The sequence below is a fragment of the Rhizobium sp. UFLA01-1127 genome (genome assembly GCF_059803845.1).
Window position 1 is genome coordinate 66,575 of the sequence record NZ_JAUQTZ010000004.1, and the last position, 26,977, is coordinate 93,551.

The 26,977-nt window shown below is 59.6% G+C and carries 28 protein-coding genes; 13 read left to right on the top strand and 15 right to left on the bottom strand.

The features are described 5' to 3' along the window. Positions 1 to 12 precede the first annotated feature (12 nt). Together Q4Q11_RS01995 and Q4Q11_RS02000 are read right to left on the bottom strand one after the other, a co-directional pair. The gene (locus Q4Q11_RS01995) at positions 13 to 1,179 is read right to left on the bottom strand and encodes a PLP-dependent transferase (RefSeq protein WP_112508619.1); all 1,167 of its coding nucleotides are present in this window, start codon (positions 1,177 to 1,179) and stop codon (positions 13 to 15) included. Beyond that, positions 1,176 to 1,871, bottom strand: coding sequence for a FadR/GntR family transcriptional regulator (locus Q4Q11_RS02000; protein ID WP_112508712.1), 696 nt, complete (start codon positions 1,869 to 1,871; stop codon positions 1,176 to 1,178). The genes Q4Q11_RS01995 and Q4Q11_RS02000 overlap by 4 nt, the downstream gene beginning before the upstream one ends. 197 nt (positions 1,872 to 2,068) lie before the next feature. On the opposite strand from Q4Q11_RS02000, the gene Q4Q11_RS02005 reads away from it, so the two are divergent. Continuing rightward, a complete protein-coding gene (locus tag Q4Q11_RS02005) occupies positions 2,069 to 2,323 on the top strand; it encodes a hypothetical protein (RefSeq protein ID WP_112508621.1) in 255 nt (84 codons plus the stop codon). A gap of 412 nt (positions 2,324 to 2,735) precedes the next feature. Continuing rightward, entirely contained in the window at positions 2,736 to 2,876 is a 141-nt protein-coding gene (locus Q4Q11_RS02010; protein WP_498568429.1) for a hypothetical protein, read from the top strand. 25 nt (positions 2,877 to 2,901) lie between these two features. Here the strand turns inward: Q4Q11_RS02010 and Q4Q11_RS02015 are convergent, their stop codons facing one another. Both Q4Q11_RS02015 and Q4Q11_RS02020 read right to left on the bottom strand, forming a co-directional pair. Beyond that, positions 2,902 to 4,104, bottom strand: a complete 1,203-nt coding sequence (locus Q4Q11_RS02015) for an amidohydrolase family protein (protein WP_498568430.1) — start codon at positions 4,102 to 4,104, stop codon at positions 2,902 to 2,904. Positions 4,105 to 4,161: 57 nt separating this feature from the next. After that, the gene (locus Q4Q11_RS02020; RefSeq protein ID WP_113215781.1) at positions 4,162 to 4,875 is read right to left on the bottom strand and encodes a GntR family transcriptional regulator; all 714 of its coding nucleotides are present in this window, start codon (positions 4,873 to 4,875) and stop codon (positions 4,162 to 4,164) included. 268 nt (positions 4,876 to 5,143) lie between these two features. On the opposite strand from Q4Q11_RS02020, the gene Q4Q11_RS02025 reads away from it, so the two are divergent. The 6 genes from Q4Q11_RS02025 (at position 5,144) to Q4Q11_RS02050 (ending at position 11,501) form a co-directional block, all read left to right on the top strand. Beyond that, positions 5,144 to 6,232, top strand: a complete 1,089-nt coding sequence (locus Q4Q11_RS02025; protein WP_498568431.1) for an ABC transporter ATP-binding protein — start codon at positions 5,144 to 5,146, stop codon at positions 6,230 to 6,232. 31 nt (positions 6,233 to 6,263) lie between these two features. Continuing rightward, the gene (locus Q4Q11_RS02030; protein WP_113215783.1) at positions 6,264 to 7,562 is read left to right on the top strand and encodes an ABC transporter substrate-binding protein; all 1,299 of its coding nucleotides are present in this window, start codon (positions 6,264 to 6,266) and stop codon (positions 7,560 to 7,562) included. Between the two features lie 68 nt (positions 7,563 to 7,630). Continuing rightward, on the top strand, positions 7,631 to 8,542 hold the full coding sequence (locus Q4Q11_RS02035; protein ID WP_113215784.1) for an ABC transporter permease: 912 nt from the start codon (positions 7,631 to 7,633) through the stop codon (positions 8,540 to 8,542). 1 nt (position 8,543) lies between these two features. Next, the gene (locus Q4Q11_RS02040) at positions 8,544 to 9,365 is read left to right on the top strand and encodes an ABC transporter permease (RefSeq protein WP_113215785.1); all 822 of its coding nucleotides are present in this window, start codon (positions 8,544 to 8,546) and stop codon (positions 9,363 to 9,365) included. 4 nt (positions 9,366 to 9,369) lie between these two features. Next, complete coding sequence (locus Q4Q11_RS02045) at positions 9,370 to 10,113, top strand: aspartate/glutamate racemase family protein (protein WP_113215786.1); 744 nt, start codon at positions 9,370 to 9,372, stop codon at positions 10,111 to 10,113. Positions 10,114 to 10,214: 101 nt separating this feature from the next. Then, positions 10,215 to 11,501, top strand: a complete 1,287-nt coding sequence (locus Q4Q11_RS02050; protein WP_498568432.1) for a DUF763 domain-containing protein — start codon at positions 10,215 to 10,217, stop codon at positions 11,499 to 11,501. A gap of 50 nt (positions 11,502 to 11,551) precedes the next feature. Here Q4Q11_RS02050 and Q4Q11_RS02055 read toward each other — a convergent pair whose 3' ends face one another. Then, entirely contained in the window at positions 11,552 to 13,888 is a 2,337-nt protein-coding gene (locus tag Q4Q11_RS02055) for a glucose/quinate/shikimate family membrane-bound PQQ-dependent dehydrogenase (RefSeq protein ID WP_113215787.1), read from the bottom strand. 353 nt (positions 13,889 to 14,241) lie between these two features. Between Q4Q11_RS02055 and Q4Q11_RS02060 the strand changes: the two genes are divergently transcribed. Further along, positions 14,242 to 14,430: a hypothetical protein gene (locus Q4Q11_RS02060; protein ID WP_112508646.1), complete on the top strand. Its 189-nt coding sequence runs from the start codon at positions 14,242 to 14,244 to the stop codon at positions 14,428 to 14,430. Between the two features lie 57 nt (positions 14,431 to 14,487). Here the strand turns inward: Q4Q11_RS02060 and Q4Q11_RS02065 are convergent, their stop codons facing one another. Both Q4Q11_RS02065 and Q4Q11_RS02070 read right to left on the bottom strand, forming a co-directional pair. Continuing rightward, positions 14,488 to 15,216, bottom strand: a complete 729-nt coding sequence (locus tag Q4Q11_RS02065; RefSeq protein WP_498568433.1) for an esterase family protein — start codon at positions 15,214 to 15,216, stop codon at positions 14,488 to 14,490. Beyond that, positions 15,213 to 16,172: an acetylxylan esterase gene (locus Q4Q11_RS02070; RefSeq protein WP_498568434.1), complete on the bottom strand. Its 960-nt coding sequence runs from the start codon at positions 16,170 to 16,172 to the stop codon at positions 15,213 to 15,215. The genes Q4Q11_RS02065 and Q4Q11_RS02070 overlap by 4 nt, the downstream gene beginning before the upstream one ends. Before the next feature lie 378 nt (positions 16,173 to 16,550). Between Q4Q11_RS02070 and Q4Q11_RS02075 the strand changes: the two genes are divergently transcribed. The 3 genes from Q4Q11_RS02075 (at position 16,551) to Q4Q11_RS02085 (ending at position 18,051) form a co-directional block, all read left to right on the top strand. Further along, entirely contained in the window at positions 16,551 to 16,817 is a 267-nt protein-coding gene (locus Q4Q11_RS02075) for a hypothetical protein (RefSeq protein WP_162735689.1), read from the top strand. A 30-nt stretch (positions 16,818 to 16,847) separates the two neighbouring features. Next, a complete protein-coding gene (locus Q4Q11_RS02080) occupies positions 16,848 to 17,153 on the top strand; it encodes a hypothetical protein (RefSeq protein WP_498568435.1) in 306 nt (101 codons plus the stop codon). Positions 17,154 to 17,442: 289 nt separating this feature from the next. After that, on the top strand, positions 17,443 to 18,051 hold the full coding sequence (locus tag Q4Q11_RS02085; protein WP_498568436.1) for a hypothetical protein: 609 nt from the start codon (positions 17,443 to 17,445) through the stop codon (positions 18,049 to 18,051). A gap of 124 nt (positions 18,052 to 18,175) precedes the next feature. Here Q4Q11_RS02085 and pepT read toward each other — a convergent pair whose 3' ends face one another. From pepT to Q4Q11_RS02100, 3 genes are all read right to left on the bottom strand, one after another. Continuing rightward, entirely contained in the window at positions 18,176 to 19,411 is a 1,236-nt protein-coding gene (gene pepT / locus Q4Q11_RS02090) for a peptidase T (RefSeq protein WP_498568437.1), read from the bottom strand. A 189-nt stretch (positions 19,412 to 19,600) separates the two neighbouring features. Further along, a complete protein-coding gene (locus Q4Q11_RS02095; RefSeq protein ID WP_112508664.1) occupies positions 19,601 to 20,125 on the bottom strand; it encodes a DUF992 domain-containing protein in 525 nt (174 codons plus the stop codon). 227 nt (positions 20,126 to 20,352) lie between these two features. Further along, positions 20,353 to 21,600 (bottom strand): adenylate/guanylate cyclase domain-containing protein, encoded by a 1,248-nt coding sequence (locus Q4Q11_RS02100; RefSeq protein ID WP_113217750.1) that lies wholly within the window; start codon positions 21,598 to 21,600, stop codon positions 20,353 to 20,355. Between the two features lie 223 nt (positions 21,601 to 21,823). Here Q4Q11_RS02100 and Q4Q11_RS02105 point away from each other — a divergent pair, with 223 nt between their 5' ends. Next, positions 21,824 to 22,405 carry a nucleoside 2-deoxyribosyltransferase gene (locus Q4Q11_RS02105; RefSeq protein ID WP_112508717.1) on the top strand — a complete coding sequence of 194 codons (582 nt, stop codon included), beginning with the start codon at positions 21,824 to 21,826 and terminating at the stop codon, positions 22,403 to 22,405. A gap of 62 nt (positions 22,406 to 22,467) precedes the next feature. Here Q4Q11_RS02105 and Q4Q11_RS02110 read toward each other — a convergent pair whose 3' ends face one another. The 5 genes from Q4Q11_RS02110 to Q4Q11_RS02130 all read right to left on the bottom strand — a co-directional run bounded on the left by Q4Q11_RS02110 (position 22,468) and on the right by Q4Q11_RS02130 (position 26,862). Further along, positions 22,468 to 23,241 carry a phosphate/phosphite/phosphonate ABC transporter substrate-binding protein gene (locus Q4Q11_RS02110; protein ID WP_498568441.1) on the bottom strand — a complete coding sequence of 258 codons (774 nt, stop codon included), beginning with the start codon at positions 23,239 to 23,241 and terminating at the stop codon, positions 22,468 to 22,470. 45 nt (positions 23,242 to 23,286) lie between these two features. Further along, positions 23,287 to 24,291: an ornithine cyclodeaminase family protein gene (locus Q4Q11_RS02115; protein WP_498568438.1), complete on the bottom strand. Its 1,005-nt coding sequence runs from the start codon at positions 24,289 to 24,291 to the stop codon at positions 23,287 to 23,289. Between the two features lie 113 nt (positions 24,292 to 24,404). Beyond that, positions 24,405 to 25,919 (bottom strand): HAL/PAL/TAL family ammonia-lyase, encoded by a 1,515-nt coding sequence (locus tag Q4Q11_RS02120; RefSeq protein ID WP_498568439.1) that lies wholly within the window; start codon positions 25,917 to 25,919, stop codon positions 24,405 to 24,407. Positions 25,920 to 26,188: 269 nt separating this feature from the next. Then, complete coding sequence (locus Q4Q11_RS02125) at positions 26,189 to 26,608, bottom strand: type II toxin-antitoxin system VapC family toxin (RefSeq protein ID WP_113217746.1); 420 nt, start codon at positions 26,606 to 26,608, stop codon at positions 26,189 to 26,191. Next, entirely contained in the window at positions 26,605 to 26,862 is a 258-nt protein-coding gene (locus Q4Q11_RS02130) for a FitA-like ribbon-helix-helix domain-containing protein (protein ID WP_112508720.1), read from the bottom strand. Before Q4Q11_RS02130 ends, Q4Q11_RS02125 begins: the two co-directional genes overlap by 4 nt. Positions 26,863 to 26,977: the final 115 nt, after the last annotated feature.

Consider the following 26,977-nt stretch of genomic DNA (forward strand, 5'->3'; position numbering starts at 1 on the left):
AGATTGACGATTTCACGAGGCGGCGGCGATCGCCTCCTCGAGTTCCTTCCACAGGGCCTCGGTTCCTTCGAGGCCGACATGGAGACGTACGGAGCGCGGATTGATGCCGAATGCGTGTGCGGAATTCGGCTGGGCCTTCTGCTGCAGCACGACTTCGCCCGGCACGATCAGGCTCTCATGTCCGCCCCAGCTCACACCCAGTTTGAAGAGCCTGAGGCGGTCGGCGAAGGCGCGCACATCGACACCCTCGCGGAAGATGAAAGAGAACAGGCCCGAGGTTCCGTTCAGGCCGGCGGGCAGCCGGTTGGCAAGGCCCGGATGACAAACCTGCTCGACGACATCGAGCTCCTGCAGCCGCTGGGCGATCGTCATTGCCGCCGCCTCATGCGCCTTCATGCGGATCGGCAGCGTGCGCAGACCGCGGATCAGAAGCCATGCGTCGAAAGGCGAAAGCTTGCCGCCGAGATAAGGGTAGGCTTCGGCTTTCAGGCGGGCGATCATCTCCTTCGAGCCGGCGACGACGCCGGCGACCACGTCGCTGTGCCCACCGAGATATTTCGAGGCGGAATGAATGACGAGATCGACGCCAAGCTTCAAAGGCTGCTGAAAATAGGGCGTTGCCCAGCTATTGTCGATCATGGAGACGACGCCGTGCTGCTTGGCTAATGCCGCCAGCGCGCCGACATCATGCGCCTCCATGACCCAGCTCGTGGGGCTTTCCATATAGAAGACCTTGGCGCCGGGAAGTGCTTTGGCGACGGCTTCCTCGTCGCGCCCGTCGACATAGGTTACCTCGACCTTCATGCGTTTCAGAACAGTGCCGAAGAGACGGAAAGCATCGGGATAGACATGCTTGACGGCGACGATCCGGTCACCCGGCTCGACGAAGCTCAAGACGGCCGAAGAGATGGCGGCCATGCCGCTGGCAAATCCGAGCGCATCCTCGCCCCCTTCGAGCTTTGCCAGCATCTCCTCGAACATGCGTACCGTCGGGTTAAGGCCGCGCGTATAGATCGGCCGCACCTTTTCTCCGCGATAGGACGCGATCATCTCGTCATAACTGGAGAAGGTGAACAGCGAGGTCTGGAAGATCGGCGGCACGACGGCCTCGGCGAAATTGCCGTCGTCGTGAGCGGTAATAAGGGACGCAAGTTCGAACGGCTCTAGCCCGTCGGTCATTTGGACATTTCCTTGATGTCTTCCTCGACGACGTCGAGAATTTTCAGCGTTTCGGCGCGCGCCGCCTCGGGATCCTGGTCGACGATCGCGTTGAACAGCGTGCGGTGATAGGGGAAGGACCGGCGGGCGAAATCCTGCCGGTCGAAGGGATGCTCCCAGAAGCGCTCGAAGGTCTCGCGCATCTGCTCGAGAAGCTGGCGGAACAGCGGATTGTGCGTGGCGTCATAGACGGCAAGGTGAAAAGCCAAGTCTTCCGGCCCCGACGTGCCCTTGGCCATGTGCACACGCTCCATCTCGTTGAGCTTCTCTTCGATGATGGCGATGTCTTTGGCGGTCCGCTTTCTAGCCGCCACCATGCCGGCCTCGCACTCGATGCCGCGGCGGACCTCCAGCGTCTGCAGCAGCGCGTCGCGCAGATGCGGCGGGTCGAGCGACAGCGGCATGTGGATCGTCGCCTTGGAAACCGGCTTCAGCAGGTAGGTGCCGCTGCCCTTGCGTGTCTCCATGACGCCGAGCGCCTGGAAATAGGTGATGACCTCGCGAATGGTGGATCGTCCTACCGAAAGCGCCGCCATCAGCTCGCGCTCCGTCGGCAGCCTGTCGCCCGCCTGCAGCTTCGACGACTCGATGAAAGTCGACAGCGCCTCGATGACTTGCTGCGTCCGATCGATGGAAGGAAGGGGTGTAAGCATGGGCTTTGTCATGGGAGGTAAATTGGTCTGACATCTGCCATCAGGTCAATCTCTTTTTCTTGGAGTCGGTATTTTTTCCGGCCGTAAATTTTTGCAGGAGGAGTGAAGGCGAGCTGGGACGAAGGTTGTTTGCGGCCTTCAACAGCGTTGGCAGCGCTGATAGAAGGAGCCTGATATGAGTCCGAGATTGGAAGAGAATGGCCGCGCGAGATCGATATTCACGGAAGCTGGAATGCGCGAAATGCGATCATACCGGTTTCGCCGAGGTTTCCGAAACTGACGATCGCCGCGCGGCGAGCCGCGATTTCAAGATAGACGAGATGCCGCGCGGCTTTTCCACCGAGCGGCCATCGACCGATCCGCGCAAGCATATGATCCGCTGCCGTTGCGGCTCGGTCTTTGCTTTTGAACAGGACACAGTTTACGCGCCTGGCGGCGAACCGCGCCGTTGAATACCAGGCACCCAGAACAAAAAAGCCCCGCGCGGGCGAGGCTAAGCTTGTGCCGCCCCGGGGAAATCGGAAGCGACGCGGCGTGTTTAATTGCGGTCACTCGTTCCGGCCAGGTCAGTTTTGGCGATAGCGGTACGCTCGCGTAAAAAAGCTCTTCGGATTTGATGTTTTGCCGATTGCTGCCGTCTCTACCGCGGTCCTAAATCGGACACGTCTGAGGCACGCTTCGCAGATTTGTAACATTAACGTTACAAAACTATCAGGAAGTGCATTTTCGTTCAGCTGCCGTTCATTTAGGCGAAGGCAAAAAAGTATTTGCCGCAATGGCTTATGGCCCTAGAGGTCAGCTTCCGGCCGGCTTTCCAGCCCGATTGCCGAGCCCGGCAGATATGAAAAGAGCTTGGATATCAGCATGCGCCTGCTTCTTGCTTTCATCGATTGGATCCGGCGCCGTCGGCAACGGCGGCTGGAAAGCGAGACGGCTGAATATTCGGCCGACGACCCGTGGGTTCTGCAGCAGATCGAGACATTCGAGCGTGAATTGAAGCGGTAGAAGGGGAGGCACAGCCCGCCTGGCTTCAATCCCGCAGAACGATACCATCCCTGGCGACAAGCTTGCCTGCCTTGAAGACGGAGCGCCCCTTCGGGACAGCCACGATAGCTTCGGGTACATGCTCCGCCTGCAGCGTCACGAAATCGGCTTTCGCGCCGAGACGTAAACCATAGCTGTCGAGCCGAAGCGCCTTGGCGCCGCTTTCGGTGACGACATCGAAGGCGGCCTTCAACTCGTCATCCGTATGAAAGCCGGAGCGATAACCGATCATCATGGCGCGCCCCAGCATGTCGCCGTCACCATAGGGCCACCAGGAGTCGCGGATATTGTCGCTGCCGCTGAAGACGGTAACGCCTGCAGAGCGGAGCAGGGTAACGGGCGGGAAGGCATGGGCGCCCGGCGCATTGGTCATGATGGAAACACCGCTTTCGGCGATGAGGCCTGCAGCACGTTTTGCAACGTCGACCAAAAGATCGCCAAGTCCGTAGGCATGGCTGATCGCGACGTGTCCGCCCATGGAGAGTGCGCGGGTACGAGCGCATATCTGCTCGATGGTGAAGAGACCGAGCGTGCCGCCGTCATGAAGATGAATGTCGACACCGACGCCACGCTTCTCGGCAACGCCGAAAACAACGTCGAGATGTTTTTCGATATCCCGGTCGAAGCTTGCAGGGTCAAGTCCTCCGACAAGGTCCGCACCCATGGCGATCGCCTCGTCCAGAAGCTCAGGTGTGCCGGGGCTCTTCAGAATGCCGCTTTGCGGAAAGGCAACAAGCTGGATGTCGATCAACCCGCGATATTCCTCGCGCACGGCAAGAATGGTTTCGAGCGATTTCAGGCCGACGGAGCCGTCCACCATGACATGGCTGCGCATATGCGTGCTGCCATTGGCAATGCAGAGTTCGAGCTGGTTTTTCGCCCTCACGTCCATCGGCGCGGCCTGCGCCATGTTTTGCGCCTGGAACGCGACGCGCTCGTGCACGTCGAAGCCGTCGGTACATGGCTTGTGTGGTATCCAGGTGTCGCCGTAGAAACTGGTATCGAGATGAATATGACCCTCGACGAAGCCCGGCACCACAAGGGCGCCTTGAAGATCGATAACCCGGGAGGCCGAGACGGGCGCTCCGGTCAACTCGAGCGACACGATGCGGCCGTCCGCGACGCCGATATCCTTGCTCGATCCATCAGGAAGCCTCGCCCGAGTAAAGAGGGTTTCGATGTCGCTCAATTTTCTCTCCGTGAATAGCCTTTGGTCCGAGCGGGAACCGCCCGCATTGTGGCGGTCTCACCGCTCGAACGCTTCTTTGAGGCCGAAGCCTCTGTGCTCTCGCAGGTCGAGATCGGCCTCGATATGCGCGATATGATGAAGCATCAGGCCGCAGGCCGCATCGACGTCCTTGCGCTCCAGAGCGGCGATGATGTCGCCGTGCTCCGAGTGGCCGCAACTGGAAGCGCTCGATTGCCCGTAAAGGGCGATCACCAAGGAGGAGCGGGCGACAAGCTCTTCCATGAAGCGCTGCATGATGAGATTGCCCGATATCGACGCCAGCATCAGATGGAAGTCGCCCGAAGCCTTTATCTCGGCCCGACGCGCGGATTGACCGCGCTCGCCTACCAGGCGGCCTTCCTCCACGAGAAGCTGTTTGAGCTGTTCGAGCTGGACCGGGTTGATCCGCTCGGCCGCCGACTTCAATATGCCTGGTTCGACCAGGCGACGGGCGGCGAATATCTGCCGGGCTTCCTCGGGCGAGGGGTAGGCGACGAAAGCGCCCCTGTTCTTTTCGACACTGACGAGGCCTTCGTAAGACAGCGCCTGCAGCGCAGCTCGCGCCAAGGTTCGGCTGACATTGAACAATCCGCCGACATCGCTCTCCGACAGTTTCGTTCCCGGTGCGAGCCTTCGCTCCACGATCGCGTCGCGAATGGCGTCGCGGATCTGCTGCGCACCGGTCTCAGAGGAATCGCTGGGCGTCAGAAGCCCGTCTGCTGAAGAATCCATGATTGCTTGCCTGAATGATTGGCGAAAATGATAGCCCGGTTTCGCACCAAAGTTAAACGAAATCTGATGCAACAGAGACGCTAAATCGTATACAATTTTTTGCACAAATCGAGCACAATAGCCTATTTCATGAGCATATGGCGGATCGTCTCTCAGGAGGACAAAACAGCCAATCCCGAAAAAACTGTAGAAATTGCAAATGGTTAGTGCGGCGCAACAAAACTGGCACGATTGATGCAATGTCTTTCCCGAACCAAAGGGGAAGATGATGTCGAAAGCGGCAGAGATCGATATAGTGTCCGTTTCGAAGGTCTACGGTGCGACCACGGCTGTTCATGCGATCAGCTTGAAGATACCGGCGGGCTCTTACTGCTGTTTCCTCGGCCCCTCCGGCTGCGGCAAGACTTCGACGCTGCGCATGATCGCGGGTCATGAAGGTATTTCCTCCGGCGACATCAGGCTCGGAAATACCGTCGTGACGGACTTCCCGCCTGCCAGGCGCGGCACGGCGATGATGTTTCAGTCCTACGCGCTGTTTCCCCATCTCGATCTTGTCGACAATGTTGCCTTCAGCCTGAAAATGAAGGGGGTCGCCAAGGACGAACGTCGGGCCAAGGCGCTCGAAATGCTGAAGCTCATGCAGATGGAAGCCTATGCGACCCGACGTCCGGCTCAACTTTCGGGCGGCCAGCAGCAGCGTGTCGCGCTTGCCCGCGCATTGATCACGGATCCGGAAGCTCTGCTGCTGGACGAACCGCTGTCGGCGCTCGATCCCTTTTTGAAGATCCGTATGCGCGCCGAGCTGAAAAAGCTGCAGAAATCGCTCGGCATCACCTTCGTCCATGTCACGCACAGTCAGGAAGAAGCGATGGCGCTTGCCGACATCATGGTCATCATGAATGACGGCCGGATCGAGCAGGCCGGATCGCCGCGAGAGGTTTTCGAGCACCCGGCGACCGCCTTTGTCGCGCGCTTCATGGGCGACCACAACGTCCTGTCCGGCCGCGTCACCTCAAGTGATGACGGCGTCATCACTATGGCCGTGCCCGAAGGGCAGGGCTTTTCGGTAAAGGGGGCAGGCCGCGCCGTCGGAGAAGCCGTCGATATAGCCGTTCGTACAGATCGTGTCCGGCTCTCGCAGTCCGACGGGAAGGGCCTCGGTTTCAACGGCGTGGTCTCCAACATCGAATATCGCGGCGCGACGCTGAAGATCACCGTCATCGGTGCCGGCAGCGACGATTTCACCGTGATCGCAAGCAACGACGATGACGCCGTCAGATCCATAGCGGTCGGCGACGCCGTCTCGCTGAGTTGGGCTCGGGAGGACGCAATCCTTCTTGGCCGTATGTCCGCATGAAAATTTCAAGCATGAAAAAAGGGGAACTGACATGACGACTGAAACGAAAACTACCAAGACGACGAAAGGCATCTCCCGCCGCTCGCTGCTGAAGACCGGCGCTGCCGCTCTCGGCGCCATGGCCGGCTCGGGCGTTATCACCGGCTTTCCGACCATCTGGGCCAAATCTAACATAACCTTGCGCCAGTTCGGCACCGGCGTTTCGAACATCAATGCGATCGCCGAGAAGTGCAAGGCCGATCTCGGCATCACGCTTGAGATGACCGCGACGGATTCCGATGCCGCCGCCCAGCGCGCCGTGACGCAGCCGAACAGCTACGATATCGCCGATGTCGAATACTGGATCGCCAAAAAGGTCTTCCCGACCGGCGTCTTGCAGCCGATGGACGTCAAGAAGCTCAAATATTACGACAAGATCGTGCCGCTGTTCATCAATGGCAAGCTGAAGCCCGACAGCGTCATCGCGCAGGGTACTGCGCCACATACGGTCGGCTTCGTGGAGGGCCAGGGCTCCCGCAAGTTCGCCAAGGAGCCGACGCAGTGGATGACAATGGTTCCGACCATCTATAATGCCGACACGCTGGGCATTCGTCCCGATCTCACCGGCCGTCCGATCACCAGCTGGGCCGATATTCTCGATCCGGCCTTCAAGGGCAAGACGGCAATCCTCAATATTCCGTCGATCGGCATCATGGATGCCGCAATGATCATGGAAGCCGCCGGCAAGATCAAATATGCCGACAAGGGCAACATGACGAAGGCCGAAATCGACAAGACGATCGAGTTCCTGATCAAGACCAAGGGCGACGGTCAGTTCCGCGCTTTCTGGAAGTCTTTCGACGAAAGCGTCAACCTGATGGCATCGGGCGAAGTGGTTATTCAATCCATGTGGTCGCCGGCGGTCGCCGCCGTCCGCTCGAAGGGTATCGCTTGCACCTTCCAGCCGCTCAAGGAAGGCTATCGCGCCTGGGGCGGCGGCCTCGGCCTCGCCTCGCATCTCAAGGGCGCGCAGCTCGATGCGGCTTATGAGTATATCAACTGGTACACCTCCGGCTGGGTCGGCGGTTACCTTAACCGCCAAGGCTACTATTCCGCCTGCATGGAAACGGCCAAGAACTTCATGTCGGCCGACGAATGGGGCTATTGGATCGAGGGCAAGCCGGCGCAGGGCGACATCCTCTCTCCGGAAGGGAAAGTCATGGAGAAGGCCGGCGCCGTTCGCGACGGCGGCTCCTTCGAGGCCCGCATGGGGGCGGTCGCCTGCTGGAATTCGGTCATGGACGAGGACCGCTACATGGTTCGCCGCTGGAACGAATTCATCGCTGCCTAAGCTCCGATCGACCATCTCCTCTCCCCTTCAAAACGGGGGGAGGATTCTACCAATGGAGAAGCCGGATCATGGCGACAATCGCTTCCTCGGATGCGGAACAGCAAACTCAAAAGGCTGGACGCGGATTTGCTTTGCCCGCCTGGGCGGTCGCCTATCTGCAGGCAACGCCGCTCTTTCTCATTCTCGGCTTTTTCTTTCTGTTGCCGATCGCCATGATCGGCATCGTCAGTTTCTGGGATTACGATTTCGCTGGCCTCTATCCAGCATTCCTGACTACGAATTACACCGATACCCTCGGTTCGTGGGTTACATGGAAAACTTACCTCAACACATTGAAATTTACAGCAATTGTTTGGGCGCTTACGCTCTTCATTGGTTTCTGGGTCGCCTATTTTCTCGCCTTCCACATTCGCCGCACCTCGACGCAGATGATCCTTTTCCTCGTCTGCACGGTGCCTTTCATGACGTCCAACATCATCCGCATGATCTCGTGGATACCCGTTCTCGGGCGCAACGGACTGGTCAATTCAACGCTCATCGAGATGGGCCTCATCCCGAAGCCGATCGAATGGCTGCTCTATTCCGACTTTGCCGTCGTGCTCGCCATGGTGCACCTCTATACGCTGTTTATGGTGACGCCGATCTTCAACACCCTGATGCGTATCGACCGCTCGCTGTTCGAAGCCGCACGCGATGCCGGCGCCAGTGGATGGCAGGTGCTGTGGAATGTGGTCATCCCGCTTGCGAAACCCGGCATGGCGATCGGCAGCATCTTCGTTGTTACGCTCGTCATGGCGGATTTTTCCACTGTGCAGGTGATGTCTGGCGGTCAAAGCGCCTCCATAGCCTTGATGATGAAAAACCAGATGTCGCTGCTGCAATATCCGGCCGCCGCCGCCAATGCGGTGGTGTTGCTGATCGTCGTATTGCTGATGGTCGCTGCGATCCTGCGTATCGTCGATATCCGCAAGGAGCTCTAGGATGAACCGGGAAAAACGCAGCCTGGAATTCTATGTTTTGGCAATCTTCTTCACGATTTTCGTGCTGTTTCTCTACGGCCCGCTCTCGGCAGTCATCATCCTGTCCTTCCAGGGACCGGACGGCGGCCTGACCTTCCCATTGAATGGCGTTTCGCTGCATTGGTTTGCCAATCTCTTCGAAAAGCAGGCGGTCGGCGATTTCGGAGCCTCGTTCCAGCGTTCCCTGATCCTCGGCGTGATGGTCATGATCGTGACCGTCATCGTCTCGCTGCTGGCGGGTCTCGCCTTTCGCCGCCGCTTTCGCGGATCGACATTCCTGTTCTATGCGACGGTCGCCAGTCTCGTCGTCCCGTCCATCATCATTTCGCTCGGGATCGGCGTGGTCTTTCAGCAGGGCGGCATTGCGCCGGCCTGGTATTCCTCCGCCTTCGGCGCGCATCTGACCTGGACCTTGCCCTTCGGCGTGCTGATCATGTTCGCGGTCTTCAACCGGTTTTCACCGGCCTATGAGGAGGCGGCCCGCGATCTCGGCGCCAGCTCCTGGCAGACCTTCCGCCATGTCGTGCTGCCGATGATCGCGCCGAGCCTGATCGGCGTCGGCCTGTTCGGTTTCACGTTGTCTTACGACGAGTTCGCCCGCACCCTGATGACATCAGGCACCTACAACACGCTCCCGCTCGAAATCTACGGCATGACCACGAATGTCACGACGCCGGTGCTCTATGCGCTCGGAACGGTGACGACGCTCTTCTCCTTCACCATCATCCTGCTGGCGCTCGCAATAATGACCATGCTCGGCCGCCGCCAAGCCAAGAAAAGTTGAGATCATGCGCCTGCTGCTCATCAATCCGAACACCACCGTTTCCATGACGGAGAAGGCGGCAACAGCTGCGCGCGCGGTGGCTAGCCCCGGCACGGAGATCATTGCCGCCACATCGCAGATGGGACCGGCTTCGATCGAGGGATATTACGACGGCGCCATTGCCGTGCCTGGCATGCTGCGCGAATTGAAGGAGAGGCAGGTGGGCGGCTATGACGCCGCAATCATCTGCTGCTTCGACGATACCGGCCTGGAAGCCGCGCGCATGCTTTGCGATGTGCCGGTTGTCGGGCTCTGTGAGGCCGCCGTCGCAACGGCCGGCTTCCTGGCGCAGCGGTTCAGCGTGGTGACGACGCTCGAGCGTTCGCGCATCCTGATCGACAATCTCGTCCGGCGCTATGGCATGGGTAGCCGCGCCAAGGTTCGCGCGTCCGATATCCCTGTCCTCCAGCTTGAAGATCCGTCTTCGGGTGCAATCGGGAAGCTGCGGGCGGAAATCGAGCGAGCGCTTGCCGAAGATGGAGCGGAGGCCATCGTGCTTGGCTGTGCCGGCATGACGGATCTCGCAAGGGAGCTGCAATCGATCTACGGCATCCCGGTCGTGGATGGTGTCGCCGCAGCGGTCAAGCAGGCCGAAGCCTTGGTATCGCTGGGTCTTTTTACCAGCAAGCGCAGCTCCTATGCCTCGCCATTGCCCAAGCCTTTTTCAGGTGCGATGCAGGATTTTGCACCGAGTTCAGCGTCGGCTTAACCTCGTCACAATCCTAGCCTCGGCGAATCGCTGCGCTTTGCGAATGGCATATCTCGGCTGCCGGGACTACAATGTCCGGATAAAGAACGAGAGTCGTGGATTTGGCACAGAGAGCCGGCAAAGCTGATCTTCCCTTGCATGGCGGCCGCGTACCACGCTGGCTCGGAGACCGGATGACGCGCCTGGGCGCTGTCATCACCGAGGCGATCGTGCAGCATTACGGGCGCGACGAGTTGTTTCGCCGCCTGGCCAATCCCTTCTGGTTCCAGTCCTTCGGCGCGGTGATGGGCATGGATTGGCATTCCTCGGGTATCACGACAAGCGTCCTCGGTGCCTTGAAGCGCGGCCTGACGCCGCTTTCCGGCGAACTCGGCATCCATGTCTGCGGCGGCCGCGGCGCGCAATCCCGAAAGACGCCAGGCGAACTGCTCGATATCGGCGATCGCGTCGGCGTCGACGGCGCGTCCCTTGCCATGAAAAGCCGGCTAATCGCCAAAGTGGACAGCGCCGCGGTGCAGGATGGCTTCGACCTCTATCTGCATGGCTTCATCGTCGCCGACGACGGCAAGTGGGTCGTCATTCAGCAGGGCATGAACGACGAGCGGCGGCAGGCGCGGCGATATCACTGGCTATCGGAAGGTTTGACGACCTTCCTGGATTCGCCGCATGCAGCTATCGAGGGGCGTGAGCAGGGCGAGATCATCAATCTTGCGGACCGGCGCGCGGTGCGTTCCCGCAACCGCCAGCTGGATTTGCTCGCCTCATTAGGCCCAGATAAAATCATTCGCGAATTCAGCGCGCTCGAAGGACAAGCTCCAGTAATAAGCGAACAAGAGGCGCAGCCGATGTTGCCATATCTTGTCATGCCGGCACATCACGATGTCCGTCAGGAGGACGTAAACATGCGGCGCCTGCATGGAAATCTTGCCGCGGCTGCCGATCGTGGTCCGGTGGATTTTGAGGAGTTGCTTCTGACGCCCGGTGTGGGGGCGCGCACGGTGAAGGCTCTGGCGATGGTTGCCGAAGTCGTTCACGGCGCACCGTGCCGCTTCTCCGACCCCGCGCGCTTCTCGCTCGCCCATGGCGGCAAGGACCGGCATCCCTTTCCGGTGCCGCTGAAAGTCTACGACGAGACGATCAACGTGATGAAATCCGCCGTCAGGAAGGGGCGTCTCGGCCGCGGTGAGGAATTGTCGGCACTGAAGCGGCTCGATGACCAATCGAGAATTCTGGAACGATACGTCACAGGCCCCGATCTCAAGGAGATCGTGGCCGGCGAGTTCGACTGCTCCTTCTCCTATGGCGGCCGAAGCGTCTTCGGCTGGGAGCCTCCCGAGGGTTCTAGGAACGGCGCCGGCAAGGGTGCCCCCCGCTTTTCCAAGGGCTGAGTCGAGGTTCGGGAGGGGGAGGAGCGGCTAAGCGCCGCTCCGTCATCGGCTCATGGCAAGGTATAACCGATCACATAGTCGCCCGGTTTCGTTCCGACCGAGCCATGACCGCCGGCGACGATGACGACATATTGCTTGTTGTCGCTGGCGGTGTAGGTCATCGGCGTTGCCTGACCGCCCGCGGGCAGACGCGCTTGCCAGAGCTGTTTTCCCGTCGTCACGTCATAGGCTCTGAGATAATCGTCAACGGCCGCGCCCAGGAAAGCGACGCCGCCTTTGGTAACGATCGGCCCGCCGATACCGGGAACGCCGACCTTGAAGGGAAGGGGCAGCGGGGTCATGTCGTGAACGGTGCCGTTCTTGTGCTTGTAGGCGATCTTGCCGGTCTTCAGATCGACACCGGCGACATAGCCCCAGGGCGGTGCCTGGCAGGGAATGCCGAGCGGGCTGACGAACGGCCCCATGTAGACGCCATAGGGTGAGCCTTCGTTTCTGTTGAGCCCTTGTTCGCTGCCCTTGTCGCCGGCACCCTTCGGCGGAATCTCGGCGCGCGGCACCAGTCGCGAGGTGAAGGCGAGATAGGTCGGCATGCCGAACATGATCTGTCGTTCGGGATCGACGGCGACGCTGCCCCAGTTGAAAGTACCGAAATTGCCGGGGAAGATGATCGAGCCGCGCAGCGACGGCGGCGTGTAGCGACCTTCATATTGATGCTGGTGGAACGAGATACGGCAGGCGAGCTGGTCGAACAGCGAAATGCCCCACATGTCCTTTTCCCGCAAGGGCGGCGGCGAGAAGGTCAAATCGGAGATCGGCTGGGTCGGGGAGGGGTGATCTTCCGGAATGGTGCCGCCGGGAGCGGGTATTTCCTTGAAAGGAATGATGGGCGCACCGGTGCGCCGATCGAGCACATAGATGTCGCCTTGCTTGGTCGAAGCGACCAGTGCGGGAACGGTGCTGCCGTCGGCCTTCGTCAGATCGACGAGCACGGGCTGAGCCGGCACGTCCATATCCCAGAGATCGTGATGGACGAATTGCTGCACCCATTTGAGCTGTCCGGTATTGATGTCGAGCGCCACCACCGAGGAGGAAAAGCGCTCGACATTGGCGCTGCGGCCCATGCCGAGCTGATCGGGCGTCTGGTTGCCGAGCGGGACATAGACCATGCCGAGCTTCTCGTCGGCGCTGGAAACCGACCAGCTGTTGGGGGAGTTCGTGGTGTAGGTCTGGCCGGCGGGCAGGGGCGCCGTCTGGTCCGGATTGCCCGAATCCCAATTCCAGATCAGTGCGCCGGTCCGCGCATCGAAGGCGCGGATGACGCCGGATTGCTCCTGGGTGGAATAGTTGTCGTTGACCGCGCCGCCGATGATGATCTTGTCGGCGACGATGACGGGCGGCGACGTCGAATAGTAGTAGCCGGCGGGGTTATATTTCATGCCGGTTTCAAGACGCAGCACGCCCTGCGCGGCAAAGCTCGAGCACACCTTGCCGTTAGCGGCGTCGAGGGCGATCAGCCGGGCATCCGAGGTCGGCAGATAGACGCGGTCGGCGCAAGGCGCTCCGGCAGCGGCCGCCTTGTCATGATAATAGGAAACGCCGCGGCAGGTCTGATGCTGGCGGTTCGGGTTCATGCCGGCATTGGCATCGTAACGCCATTTTTCCTTGCCGTCTGTGGCACCGATGGCGATCGCCAGGCTATGCGGCGTGCAGATATATAGCGTGTCGCCGATCTTCAGCGGAGTGGCCTGGTAAGTGGTCTCGCCGATATCGTCAGGGCGTTTGACGTCCCCGGTCTGGTAGCGCCACACTTCCTTGAGATTGGCGACATTTTGCGCGTTGATCTGATCGAGCGGCGAATAGCGCTGACCGTAGGCAGTCCTGCCATACTGGTGCCATTCGCCATTGGGGACATCGCCGCCCATCGGAGCATTAGCCACCGCGGTTGTCGGCAATTCGCCTGAGAGGTCGTGAGGGTCCGTCGTCATCGAATAGGCGGCGACGAGGATGGCGATAAGGAGAGGGATGGCGAGCGGCCAGGGATTGGCCCCGTAGTGAACGCCATCGAGGCTGCGAAAGCCCAGCGGACGCCGGATCCAGGGCGTGAGCAGCCAGAGACCTATCAGAATGATCAGGCCGCCGCGAGGGCCGAGTTGCCACCAGTCGAACCCGACCTCCCATATCGCCCAGGCGAGCGCTGCAACGACGAAAATGGCATAGAGCCAGAGTGCCGCCACGCGGCGCATATAGAGCAGGATGGCCGTAACGAGGAAGACAAGGCCGGCCAGCAGATAAAAGAAACTGCCGCCGAGCAGCACGAGCCACAGACCACCGCCGCCGAGCGCCAGGCCGATGATTGCCAGAATGATCGAAGTGATGATGATGGCCATGATCCGCTCCAGTCTATCCGCCCATTGAACAGTCGTTGATCGAACGCGTGCAAAACCACCCGGATACCCGAGGAATCCAGGGACAGCCTATGTCGAAATCGATGTTGCTAGTTTCTCTGGCCGCGACTGGTGCCGTTTCCAGGACGATTTGGATCGATACATCAGACTCCCCGATCAATCGGAAATCGAACGCCGAAGTCGGAAGAATGTTCCAATCCGCCTGGCAGTTCAAAGTTCGATGCCGCAGCGCCCCAATTGATTAACGGACGTAGTTAATTTTTAAACAATTACTCGACTACTAATGGAACCAATATTGGAATTAAGGGTTTCCGCGCAGAATCGGAGGACGAGGGATGAATTTGAAGATCGTTACCGCGCAATCGGAAGTCGAGACGGACGATACCGGAACCTATCCGGATGGCATGATGGAACGCGTTCTGGTCGAATTTTCCACAAGATCCGAGCTGCAGCATCGTAAGTCCCACGAGCGGGATTACGGTGCGCGCAAGGCTGTCAGACCGATACCGGCCGGGTTGGCTTGAGGGACTGAGAAGGCCATCTGCCCACGCGAGCGGCATGCTACAAGCCCGTAATCGCGATCAGATATAAAGCGGTGCCATTCTGCGCCAGGTGCTTGCACCATGCGCTCGCCCATTCCACACATGCAGCCGATGGCCGATCTGCTTCTCGGTCAGTAGTCGGCTAAGATAGCGATTGTTGTCGAAGAATGGATCGGCGTCGCCGATCGTCATGACGATATCGATCTGGCGCAGTTTCTCCAGTTGCCATTCGCAGGAGAGTCCCGGCAGAAAATGGGTCGGCGTGTGAAAGTAGATATCATCGTCATAATAGCCGTCGAACAGATCACTGAAGAATTCCACCTTCGTCGTCAGATCGTAACGGCCGGAAAAGGCGACCAGCTTGCGGAACAGGTGAGGATGGCGGAAGACCAGGCTTGCAGCCTGGAAGGCGCCGAGGCTGCAGCCATGAACGATAGTGCACTCATGCCCATTCTTCTGCGCCATCAGCGGCAGCACTTCGTGGAGAATATATCCCTCGAAGGCACTATGGCGGCAAATGCGTTCGGCCGGGTGGCGATGGGAACCATAGAAAGTCTCCGTGGCCAGGCCCTCGATGCAGTAAAGCTGAAGATGTCCGGCATTCAGCTTATCGGCAAGACTGGCGACGATGCCGATCTGCTCGTATTGCCAGAAGCGACCGTCACGCGTGGGGAACACCAATACCTTGGCGCCGGCATGGCCGAACACCAGCAACTCCATGTCTCGATCCAGCCTCGGGCTGTACCAGCACAGGTATTCGCGGTTCATAGCACCTTGAAAAATCGCCCGACCTTGTCTTGCAGAATTGCGTTCTGCTCTTCCATGCCAGCGTACTCGAAATGGCCGGCATCGAGGATGAAGATTTCGTTAAATTTCTGCGTCGCATTTGCGACGGAGAATTGGCATGGAGGAGCGACTGCGGGATCGAAAAGGGCAGGCGCGACCAGCATCGGTACGGTGATGCGACTTGCCGCGATCGCGGCATCGAAGAAGCGCAGCGTCTCCAGAACGCTGCCATGTCGTTTCTGATAGGCCTGGACGGATTGTGCACTGCCAACAGTCGGCAAGGTCAGCCATAGCTGCCTGTGGCCGAAGGTCGGAACGATGAGATGCCCGCGCCTGATCCTCGCATCGAATGGAATTGCCAGAGCGCCGATCCCGCCACCGAAGCTGATGCCGCTGTAACCGATATGGCCGGCAAGCCAGGGATAAAGGGTCTCGAGGGTGGAAACGGCGAGCCAAATGTCGTCGACACAGCCGCCGATGACATAGCGAGCGCGGCTTTCGATGCCGCAAAGAACATGTCCGGGGGCATCCGCGGGGATCTGCGGGCTGGCGCTGAGGGAAAGCCCGCGGCAGCACGGAAACAGGACGGCCGTCTCTTCCACGGGCAGATCGAACTCAGGTTGGTCTCGTCCGCCATATCCGTGTCCGACGACGAGGCCACGCCGCACTTGACGCGCGCGCGGGACGAGCAGCCAGCCGTTGATCTGAAACGATCCCGTCGACACGTAGCTGATATCGAAGACATGCCAATCGGCATGGCGCAGCCGGCTATGCCGCAGCCTCGGCTCCGGGTCGACCGTAAGGGCGGCCTTGTAGCGTTGCTGCCAGAAATCATCGAAGCCGGTCGGCGCCTGCGGCGGTTCTATAGCCAGCAATTGCTCCGGCTCCATGCCGTAAGTGGGATCGAAATCGAAGGGATGGGTCGTCGGGATGGTCATGAGAAATTTGTCGCGTGAAAGGGCGATTGATGTGTGAGGTATAGCCAATCACACATTCGGTTTGCAGTTCCCGCCATGGAAAATTCAGGCAGGCGAGGCTGACCTCGGCCGCATGGTCTTGCCGCCGATAGGCGCGTCCCAGGATCCGGCCGATCTTCAGCGGGAAATTGCCTGGCACTTCCGGCCCGGAACGAGAAAGCCCCGCTCCGATCGCTGCTCCTGGAATTTGCCATGAAAGTCCATCGTCCCTGGCAGACATTCAGCTGTTGCGGCTTTGACCACACACAGCGAAAAGATGACGCAAATAGACCGGCTTTCTTGCAAACCACTGTCGCCTCGTCAGCTTCGTTGGAGTATAGTGGTCAAATGGTGAGGATCTTGACAGTACTGGCCGGAATTTTGATTGCAGGCTCCGCATTGGCGGGGCAAAATCAAGTCGTTCAGAGCGGTTACAAGATTCAAGATTGCTCGAGCGCGGTGGATGAAGTTCTGACCAAGACGAAAGGGCGCCTCCTGTCTGTCAAGCCGCGCGAGAATCGCTGTATCGTTACTGTCATCGTTCCGCATGGCGAACAACGGCCGGAAAAGGTGGTCGTTCGTGTCGATTTCAATGATAATGACAACAACCAAAACAATGGCCAATAGCTGCAGGCGGTAAAAGGGACCGCGTGAAAAATGGGCGAAGTCATCCAGTTCCGGCCCAAAACGAAATCCGGCAAACACCTTTACGCGCAAGCCCAAATAGAAAGGGAACTGCTGCTTCCTGTCGCCGCCGCGCAATCACCCGCTGGAAAGAGCAGCCGTGCAAATCAGCCGGACGTACCGCCTGGGGTGAAATCGAATGCAGGTTTTCCAGTGAACGGCATCGCTATCGTCTTAGGTGCGGTCCTGATTTATGTGCTTATGATATCGCATGTCGTCGGCCAGCCGCATTATTCTGCCCGCGCCAACCTGATGCCATCGGTTTTCGTGCAGAACTAGATTTGTCCGGCAGCAATGTCCCGGCAAAGCCAAACCGGAGCACTCGGTCCGCCACCCATGCAAACTCATTTTCGGCGCTATTTTTTCCCAACGCTCCCGCAGGCATGATGCCGACTGCTGTCGCGCCACGATCGACGGGCCGCAGCTCGTCTCCCCCCCCCTGCGAACGCACGAGGGAGATCCGACAACATTTCTTTGCAAAAGGTCCGCAATTGGCCATGTTTCGGTAAAGGCGCCGCCACAGTTCTCATGAGAATGACCATTCGAGATTTGTCCAATGGAGCGGTCGATGGATACGCAGCCTGTGAAATGGTGGAATGGCCAAAGCGAGACAACCCGGAGGCTCGGATCCGCGCTCGCGGTTTGCGGCACTGTCGTCGGTGCTCTCTATGTGATTGTGCAGACCGGTCCCAGCGACCGCGCCATGCGATCTATCGACGATATCGGCCGCATCGCGATCAACGGCCCGAGACCCGTACAGCAGCTCGCCATGAACGACTTGCAGACAGCGATCGACGCGAGCCCCGCAAGACCTTTGATGTCGGTGCCGATTCCGCAACCGTCGCCGCTTGCCGCCGGGATCAAGAGCAGCGCGCCGGCAAACCGGGTGGCAGTCCACGCCGCTACGGCGAAGGCGAACGTCGCATCGGCCGGTGACGTGGAACATTTCAACCGCTGCCTGCCGCAATGCGAAACGCGCGATCCGCTCATTGCTGGTCATCCGGAATATGCCGAGGCCGCTCCATCGCCGGAGACCGACAATCCTCCGGTCGCCGTGGAAGAAAGGGTCGGATTCCATCCGCTCGAGGGTGCGCGTCACCTATTGAACAGAGCCGCGGATGCCCCCGGCGTGATGTTGCGCCGCAGTCGGCAGGCAATCGACCGCATGGACTGGTAGTCTATTCCCGCAGGCCGGGCGCCTAGATCGGTTCAGCTCTTCACGGAATCTCTGAGCCGCTTTATCTCTTTGCTTTCACGCAATTCCGGACCGAAAACCGCTCCGCACTTTTCCCGGAATTGCTCTAGAATGCACGCTCCGCCCAGATCTTTGCCAGCTCCACGAGCGTTTTGACTGCTTTTTCCATATCTTGACGGCTGACCCATTCCAGCGGGGAGTGAAAGGCGTGGCCGCCGGCGAAGATATTGGCGCACGGCAAGCCCATGAACGACAGCCTGGACCCATCTGTGCCGCCGCGAATGCTGCCGCGCACGGGCGTCATGCCGGCCCGCCGGATCGCTTCGATGGCATTATCCACGATCTGCGGATGGCGATCGAGGATCGTCTTCATGTTGCGGTACTGGCGCTTGACGGTGAATGTGTGGGAGGAGCCGGGATAGGCCGCCATGGCCTCTTTGACGATCGCTTCCAGCATGGTTTCCTTCTCGACGAGACCTTGCTCGTCGAAATCGCGGATGATGAAGCCGAGTGAAGCCTTCTCCATGGAGCCGCTGACACCGGTCGGATGGATGAAGCCCTCCCGTCCGGCTGTCGTTTCGGGAGCGATCTCTTTTGGCAGCCTGTCGATGATCGCGCCCGCGATCTTGATGGCATTCTCCATTTTTCCCAGGGCGAAGCCGGGATGAATGGCCACGCCTTGGATGACGACTTCGACGCTGTCGGCGGAAAAGGTCTCGTCTTCTATATGTCCCGCCGTTTCACCGTCGATCGTATAGGCGAACTGCGCTCCCAACTTCTTCAGATCAACCTTGTCGACGCCGCGCCCGATCTCCTCATCGACCGTAAGCAGGAGCTTGATCGTGCCGTGGCGGATATCAGGGTTGTCGACGAGATATTGAGCGGCGGTCACGATTTCGGCGAGGCCGGCTTTATCGTCGGCTCCGAGCAGCGTCGTTCCGTCCGAAGTAATGATGTCATTACCGATCTGATCGCGCAGGGCAGGGTGCTCGTCGACAAGGATGACCTGCTGCGGGTCACCGGCAAGGCGAATATCGCCGCCGCCATAGTTTCGCAGGATCTGCGGCTTGACGTTGGTGCCGGTAAAGTCGGGCGCGGTGTCCATGTGAGAACAGAAGCAGATGACGGGAACCGGTTTGTCTATATTCGACGGAATGGTGGCGTAGACATAGCCGTGCTCATCCAGATGCGCATCGCTCAAACCGATCGCCAGCAGCTCCTCGACAAGGATCCTTCCGAGATCCCTCTGCTTTTCGGTGGAAGGCTGCGTGGACGAGGTCGGGTCCGATTGCGTATCGACGACAACATAACGAAGAAAGCGATCGGTGACTGTATCGGTCATGAACCTGGCTCCAGAATATCTTTAATTTTCTATAGCTGTAGCGCCGCGCGGATGCAGCGATAAACCGATTTCGCGCCGAAAGGCGGCAACATCCAAGACGGCTCGCGCTGTAGCGGACAAAACAATGGCCGCTCCGGCGCCAGGCAAGAGCGGCCACACCATGATGGCTTGAAGCTGTGGCCGAAACCCTCACTCGGCCGACGTCAGCGTGACCGACGTGCCGGTTGCGGCAAGGTTCAGACCGAGCTGACCCGTTACGCTCACGGTCTGAAGATGGATGGAACCGGAGGTGCCGCCGACGAGGATGTTGGTACCGACGCCCGCACCGACGGTCGCCTCGACGGTGGCACCCTGATAAAGGCCGCTCAGAGAACCATGATGATAGCCGGCTGTCGGCGCGAAAACCAACCAGACAAGCCGGCTGCGCGTCGTGAAGCCGAGATCGACCCCCATCTTTCTGATCGCACCGGTGTAATGATCGACGCGTTCGCGTCCGACGGTCGAATGGAAGGTGCAGTCCACCTCTTTTGCCGAGCCGAGGACATAGCCGACGCCGCCGCCGATTTCGCATTCGAGGTAGCCGATTTTCACGCCATTGCGCTGGTCCGCCTCTTCTTCGCGATAGGTCGTCGGCATATCCGCCGCCCGTGCCACCGCCGCGCCCGCAACGATCAACGATGCTGCTGAAAACGCCAGGGTCAAAATTTTTCTCATCTGTTTTCTCCTTGTCAGAGTATTATGGGTGGCACGCACCCTCGTGATCGGGCCGATAGAATCAACCCTTACTTAACATTCGTACGCGCACAACGATCCCAAAAATAAGGCGGCTATCGTCATGATCCACGCTACAATATAGGGAAGCCCGTCCGCAGCGGCATCCCCGCACCGTTTCACGTTTTGCAACCGACTGAATCGCACCGTACAAAATCGGTGGCTTGCGATTAGCCGTGCTGCAGCAGCTTCTCCTTTGCGGCGAAAGCAAACACGTCGACCGGTTCGCCAAGTCCTTTGAGCGGGAAAGAGCCGAGGCTTTCCATGTCGCGCTGGCATGCGGCCATGTCGACGAACGCCTTTGAAAGCAGCACCGGCCGCTTGACCTCCTTGGTCAGCGATTCCAGCCGCGAGGCGATATTGACGGCCGGACCGATGACCGTGAAATCAAGCCGAGTGCGTGAGCCGATATTGCCGTACATCACATCGCCGACATGCACGCCGACGCCATAGCGCAATACTTCGCGGCCGTGCTTGCGATTTTCTTCGTTGAGCGCTGCAATGGCCGTTTGCGCCTCGCTGACGGCGAGAAGGAGATTGTGGCAGGCATTCGGATCGCTCAAGGGAAAAATGGCCAAAAGCCCATCGCCCATGAATTTGAGGATCTCGCCGCCGTGCTTTTCGATCGGTTCGACCATCGCATCGAAATAGCCATTCAGCAGCTCGATGACATCGTCGCGCGGCCACATGTCCGAAATGGTCGTGAAATCACGCAGATCGCAGATGAGGATAGCGGCACCGACCGTCGTACCGCTGCCTCGGGTCGTGGCGCCCGCCAGGATCTTTTCGCTGGCATGCGGTCCGACATAGGTGCGCAGCAGCGTGCGCGCCATGATGTTCTTCAGCCGGATCTCGGTTACCATCGTCAGCGCCGGCAGCAGATCCTTCAGGAAGGTAATGTGCTGCTCGGTGAAGCCGCCGGGGGCATCTGCGGCGAAGGTCACGATGTGGCGCTTGCCGAGCGTGTGGTAGATCGGCCAGGCGATATAGTCGGTCAGTCCTTCCGCATGCATTTCCTTGTAGAGCGGATAATTCAGTTCCGCATTTGGGCAGGTTTCGAGATTTTTCCGGACTTCGGTCGCGCCGTTGAAGATCTCGTTGATGGGGCTTGCCAGAAACTGAGGCGTATTCTCGACCCCGTAGCTGAAGGTGGCGATATCCGCCTCCTTCATGCCGGTGCGCCATAGAAGTCTTGCGCCGAGCCATTGCGGATGCAACGTTCTGAAATGCATCGTCGCTCTGCCGATCGGAATCCCGACCGCCCGCATTTTTTCGCAGAGTTCGACAAGGATGTTGTCGATGAACCGCTGGTCGCGGACATCATTCATAAGCCAATCAAGGATCTTGCTTTGTTTTGTCGGCCAGCTGCCTTGATCGTCCTGCGTCGAAGCGGCAACTGCCTCTATGGAAGATTGCATTTCCTATACCCCACAAATTCCGTCATCCGTCATGGATCGTGAGCGCTATTCAGTCCGAATAGAACTATACGCGTCTCGCCAGTGACCGGGAACGGCAATCGCCTCCAATTCGCGATTTCGTATATTATTTGCCCGGCTATGGCGGAAGAGCCTTGAATCGGCCATAGGCTTGATATGGTCCCTCAACTCCCGCAGCGCAATATTCTATCGAAGAGGCAAGGCATTGAGAGCATATCTGGCAGGCCCGGAAGTCTTCCTTCCCAACGCGAGAGAAATCCTCGATCGCAAGATCGCACTGGCGCGCAGCTACGGCTTTACGCCTGTTTCGCCCGGCGATCTCGCCGTGCCCGAGACGGAAACACGCCGCCAGCGCGGCCTTGCCATCAGCGCGATCAATGAGAGGCTGATGTCCGGCGCCGACCTCATCATTGCCAACCTGACGCCGTTTCGCGGTATTGCAGCCGACGTTGGAACCGCTTTCGAGCTCGGGTTCATGTGCGCGCGCGGCTGTCCGGCATTCGCTTTTTCCAACTGTGTCGACGATCATTTCGAACGTGTGAGTGGGCTTTACGGCGGAGAGGTTCGGCTGGGACCGGACGGTCGCCATCGCGGTCCCGACGGCATGGCGCTGGAAAACTTCGACATGGCCGACAATTTGATGCTCGATGGCGGCATAGCGGCGCGCGGCGGCGTCATCGTTACCCGCAAGGTCGCATCGGATCAGCGTTTCCTTGATCTCACAGCTTTCGAGGAATGTCTGGACTTGGCTGCCGAGAAACTGCTGAAGCAAGCCGCCAGCGTGTGATGTGCCGCCTATTGGCTGTTTCTTTCGCTGTTGCAGTGACGTGGTAAACGTTCGTTTGAACTTCACCATATCCCGAGGGCTTCATTGACGGCTTCGGCTCGCGCAGGCAGTTGTTCATAGGCAGCAATGTCCGGTTCGGCAAAGGCCGCCAAGCCAAGCGATCTAAGGATATCGCGTCCTTCTAGGTCCTGGTGGGCGCCAACCAGTGCGGCGCGAAGCGCCGCAACGATTTCCGGAGACTGCTGCCGGGAGGCAACCAGCAGAGGAAAAGGTGCCGGCTTTGTCGTGGCGATAACTCGCAATGGTGCAATCACGTCCGGCTCATGAATATTCAGAAGCTGATAGGCATAAGCATCAATGGCGCCGACATCGACGGCGTCCGAACGGATCGCTTCGATGACGCCGCGCGGATTGAGGAGAGGGCCGACAGTCTTGTTCGCCTTCCCTCCGCCAAGCGATGCAAAGAATTCCCGTGGCGCATTATAGCCGGATTGCGAGTCCCGCACGGTCCAGCCCCAGCGCACGGCCGCAAGATCGGCTTCTGTGAGCGTCCGGTCACGCGCGGTGACGATATGGCTTGCGTAGACGGGCTGCCCGTTTGCCCAGTCTGCCAGCGAAACCGGAGCGGCCAATGGCTGCGGACACTCTGCTTTCGGCAATTGGGAGAACGGAAAACCGCACATGAAGACGGCCCCCATGTCCGGGCGAGCCCACAGCTCCGAAAGAGGTGCGGGGGCGGCATGGGCAATGACCTCGAGTTCGACGCCCGACCGGTCTGTGAGCCAACGAAAGAGCCGATCCCAAAGCCCCGATATTTTCGGGCTCAGATTGTACATTCGCGAGCAGGCAATCGCAGGAGCTGGAGATACCGTCATGCCGCGTCACGCAAACCGAAGCCGCTGGCCAATATTCATGCGTTTTGCTTTTTCGACCATCGCCGCGCCGAGCGCGACGTCGGTCGTGCTAAGGCCACGATGCCAGAAGAGGATGGTTTCGTCGTCGCTTTCGCGGCCGGGCTTGGCGCCGCAAACGATCTGGCCGATTTCGGCATGCAGCGTCTCGGCCGTCACCTTGCCCTCATCGACATGGCGGCGAAGCGCGCCGAACGGGCGGCCGGGGCCGCACTGTCCCCAATCGTCGACGACGACCTTGTCCATGATGTCTGTGAGGTCGAATTCGAGCGCGCTCATGGTGCCGTAGGGTACGACGAAGGCACCTTTCTTGACCCAGGCGGTCTTGAAGAGCGGCGTCGGCTCCGGCAGGCGGCTTGCCTCGATCATGATATCGGCGCCTTTCAGGCAATCCTCCCAATTGTCCGTCACGATAATTTTCTTGCCTAGATCGGCTTCCAGCCGTGCTGCGAAAGCGTCTCGGCTTTCCGGGCGGCGCGAGTGCACGCGGATCTCATCGAAATCGAAGAGGTGATCGAGCAGCCGCACGTTCCAGTAGGAGGTGCCGCGTGCGCCGATATGGCCGAGGATCTTGCTATCCTCGCGCGCGAGATGGCGGGCGCCGATGGCGGTGACTGCGCCGGTGCGCATGTCGGTGATGGCAGTCGCATCGACGATCGCCTTCGGCACGCCGGTGCGCGGATCGAACAGGTTAAGGACCGCCATTTCGGAGGGCAGCCCCTGCTTGTAGTTGTCGACGAAATCGCCGACGACCTTGACGCCGGCATAGTCGAGCGGCTTCACGTAACCGCGCAACACGTTGAAATGACCTTTGTCGGAGCTCTCAGGCACGAGATGGACGCGGGGCTCAATCACGGTCTCGCCGCGTCCTTGCGCATCAAGCGCCTTGGTCACGCCGTCAAGGATTTCATCATTGGAAAGCGCCAGCGCCTTGGCATCGATGGCGTTCAGATAGTCGATCCAGATTTCCTGCATTACCGTTCTCCAGGCATGTCACCGGCCGTGCCGGTCTGTCGAATGATGCAGGTCGATAGGCGGCCTGCGGGAAAGTGAGATGACAGGCGGGAACCGCCTTGCCGCGAGGTTGATCAGGTTGCAGACTTCATGGCCGTATCTGCAATGAACCCCGATACTCTTTGAAAGTCGGGACCTTGGGCGCGGTCCTCCTCAAGCGGCAGCACCAGTTGGCGCACCTTGCGATAGGCGCGCTGCGTTCCGCTGCCGAGTTCGCCCGCCACACCGCGCAGATCAACCGCCTGGGCGGACGCGACAAGCTCGATCGCCACGAGATAACGAAGCCGCTCGATCATCGCTTCGATTTTCGAGAGAACACTCGGCGCCATCGACGCCTGATCCTCGATGCCATCGGCCACCGGGATCGGTGTGAGCGAAACCGGCATGGCCAGATGTCGTATCTCGGCTTCGAGTGCCGAGACCGTTTTCTGCACCGTGGCAAAGCCTGTTCTGCTCTGCCCGAGTGGGGTCAGGAAACGTGGCAGCTCCGACATGCCTGGAGACATGATTTTCATGCTGCGATAGGCAGTCGCAGCCGCACAATGGGCGATCGCCTGGCCAAGCCGCTCCCATGCCAGAACGAAGGCCGTCATGTCGAAATTGCCATGTGACAGGATAAGCCCTTCCTCCGCCAGCACGACGGGATTGTCGCCGGAGCTGGCAAGCTCGATCTCGGTTGCGGCGCGCGCTTCGCCGATCGCATGGAGGAGGGCGCCCCAAACCTGCGGGGCACAGCGATAGCTCAAGGGATCCTGCAGGCGCCGCGCCGCGCCATCGATAAGGAGAGAGCTTCCGGACAGCAGCTCGCGAAGCCTTGCCGCCGCCTCGCGCTGGCCGAAGGCCGGCCTTGCCGCCAGCGCCCGGTCGTCGAAGGCCGATACATTGGCGCGGAATGCCTCGAAATTCAGCGCGACAGCCGCAAGCGACCAATCGAACAAGCGTTCGATATCCTCGATGCACAGGCATGCCTTGCCAACCGACAGGCTGTTGGCCACCACGAGGACATGTCCGTCCTTGGGTCCGATCGGCAAAGGCATCAAGCCTGCCTTCGATAAAGCATCCTTTGCCGGCATGGCGGTGCCGTCAAGTTCGGCCTCACCATCTCCCAGTAAGGCCCGTCCCATATGTGCCAAGGGCGCAAGATCGGCTGCACCGATCGAACCGAGCGATGGCACCACCGGATGAAAGCCCGCATTCAACGCGGCGACGAGGCCTGCGAAGACCGGCAGCGACACGCCGGAGCCGCCAGCCGCCATGCCGGCGATGCGGGCGGCCATCATTGCCCTTACCGCTTCGCGCGGTAACGCTGGCCCGACGCCGACTGCGCGGGCTTGCGGCACGCGCATTTGAAAAGCAATGAGGTCGTCGGTGGCTAGGCGAGTGTCGACGCCCGCGCCCAATGCCGTCGTCAAACCATAAACAGGCCGGTCGGCCGCCAGATAGCGTTCAACGACAGCGCGGGCTGCGGCGATCTTGTCTTCGACGTCAGGCGAAACCTCGATCCGTGCGCTGCGTCGCGCGATTGCAGCAATGTCGCCTATCTTCGGTGCAGCATCCGTGAAAGACACAATGTGTACGGCTTCGGTCATGCCTGCTTGCCTCCAGGAAAAGCACTTATAGCCCGGCGGCTCTTTCTCGATCCAGCCTCTTGACGGTATTTGTTATAGGGATAGGTGAGCAGTGCGCATATCCCCGGTCGAAAGTCGCGAATATTTCCTTGTCAGCTCTCCGATCAACGATCGAATGGGGGCGGGCGCGCGGATCGCCAGGCGATGCCCAGCGCGAACAAGCTGTTGCCAATTAAGTGTTCGGATTGTCCGAGGAATTTATCGCACGGCTGGCTTAACCGCTCTAATTTCTAGGTGTTCCAAGGGTTGATGACGTTTAAGCCGGCAGCCTCAAAAGGGCCAGTATCGCGCGTGGCTACGATAAGGCCGTGGGAAGCGGCCGTGGCGGCAATATAGCCGTCCGCCTTGCCAATGGATTTGCCCGCCGCCCTCGCCAGCGCCATCAGGTCGGCATAGGCTTGCGAGGCGTCCAGGTCGAACAGCAGAATCCGGTTGGCAAAGGCCGGCAAAACCTCTCTTTCCAGTCGGTCTTGATAGATCCTACGTCGCTTGCCTTCCGGCATCGTCGCCAAGCCGAAGCGCAGTTCGGCAACCGTGATGATCGAGAGGTAAAGAGTATCGATCATCTGTGCGTCGATCCACGACAACACATTGGGATCCGGCGTGGCCTTCCACAGCTCGGAAATGACGTTGGTATCGAGAACGATCATTCGAAGCTAATCGGTTCGACCGGGGTCTTGTCGCGAAGCTGATTGAAGCTCTCGGCTTCAGCCTCGGTTAGCCCCCCCGCTTCGCGGGCGATGGATGTCAACAGCGAACCTAGTTTCAGACGACCTTCCGGCTTTGCCGCTTTTTCCAGAATGTCGCGGATTTCGGCTTCAGTGCTGCGACCATGCATAGCAGCTCGCACCCGGATCGCGCGATGCACCTCGTCCGGAACATTGCGGATGGTGATGGATGCCATTGCTTCATGCTCCCACATTTGATTGCATTGATAGCAATATATAGGAGTGCAATCAGATAAATCAACAGAAACCGGGCTGCCGGAGTTTTGCCGCGCTTGCGAATCCAATATGAGC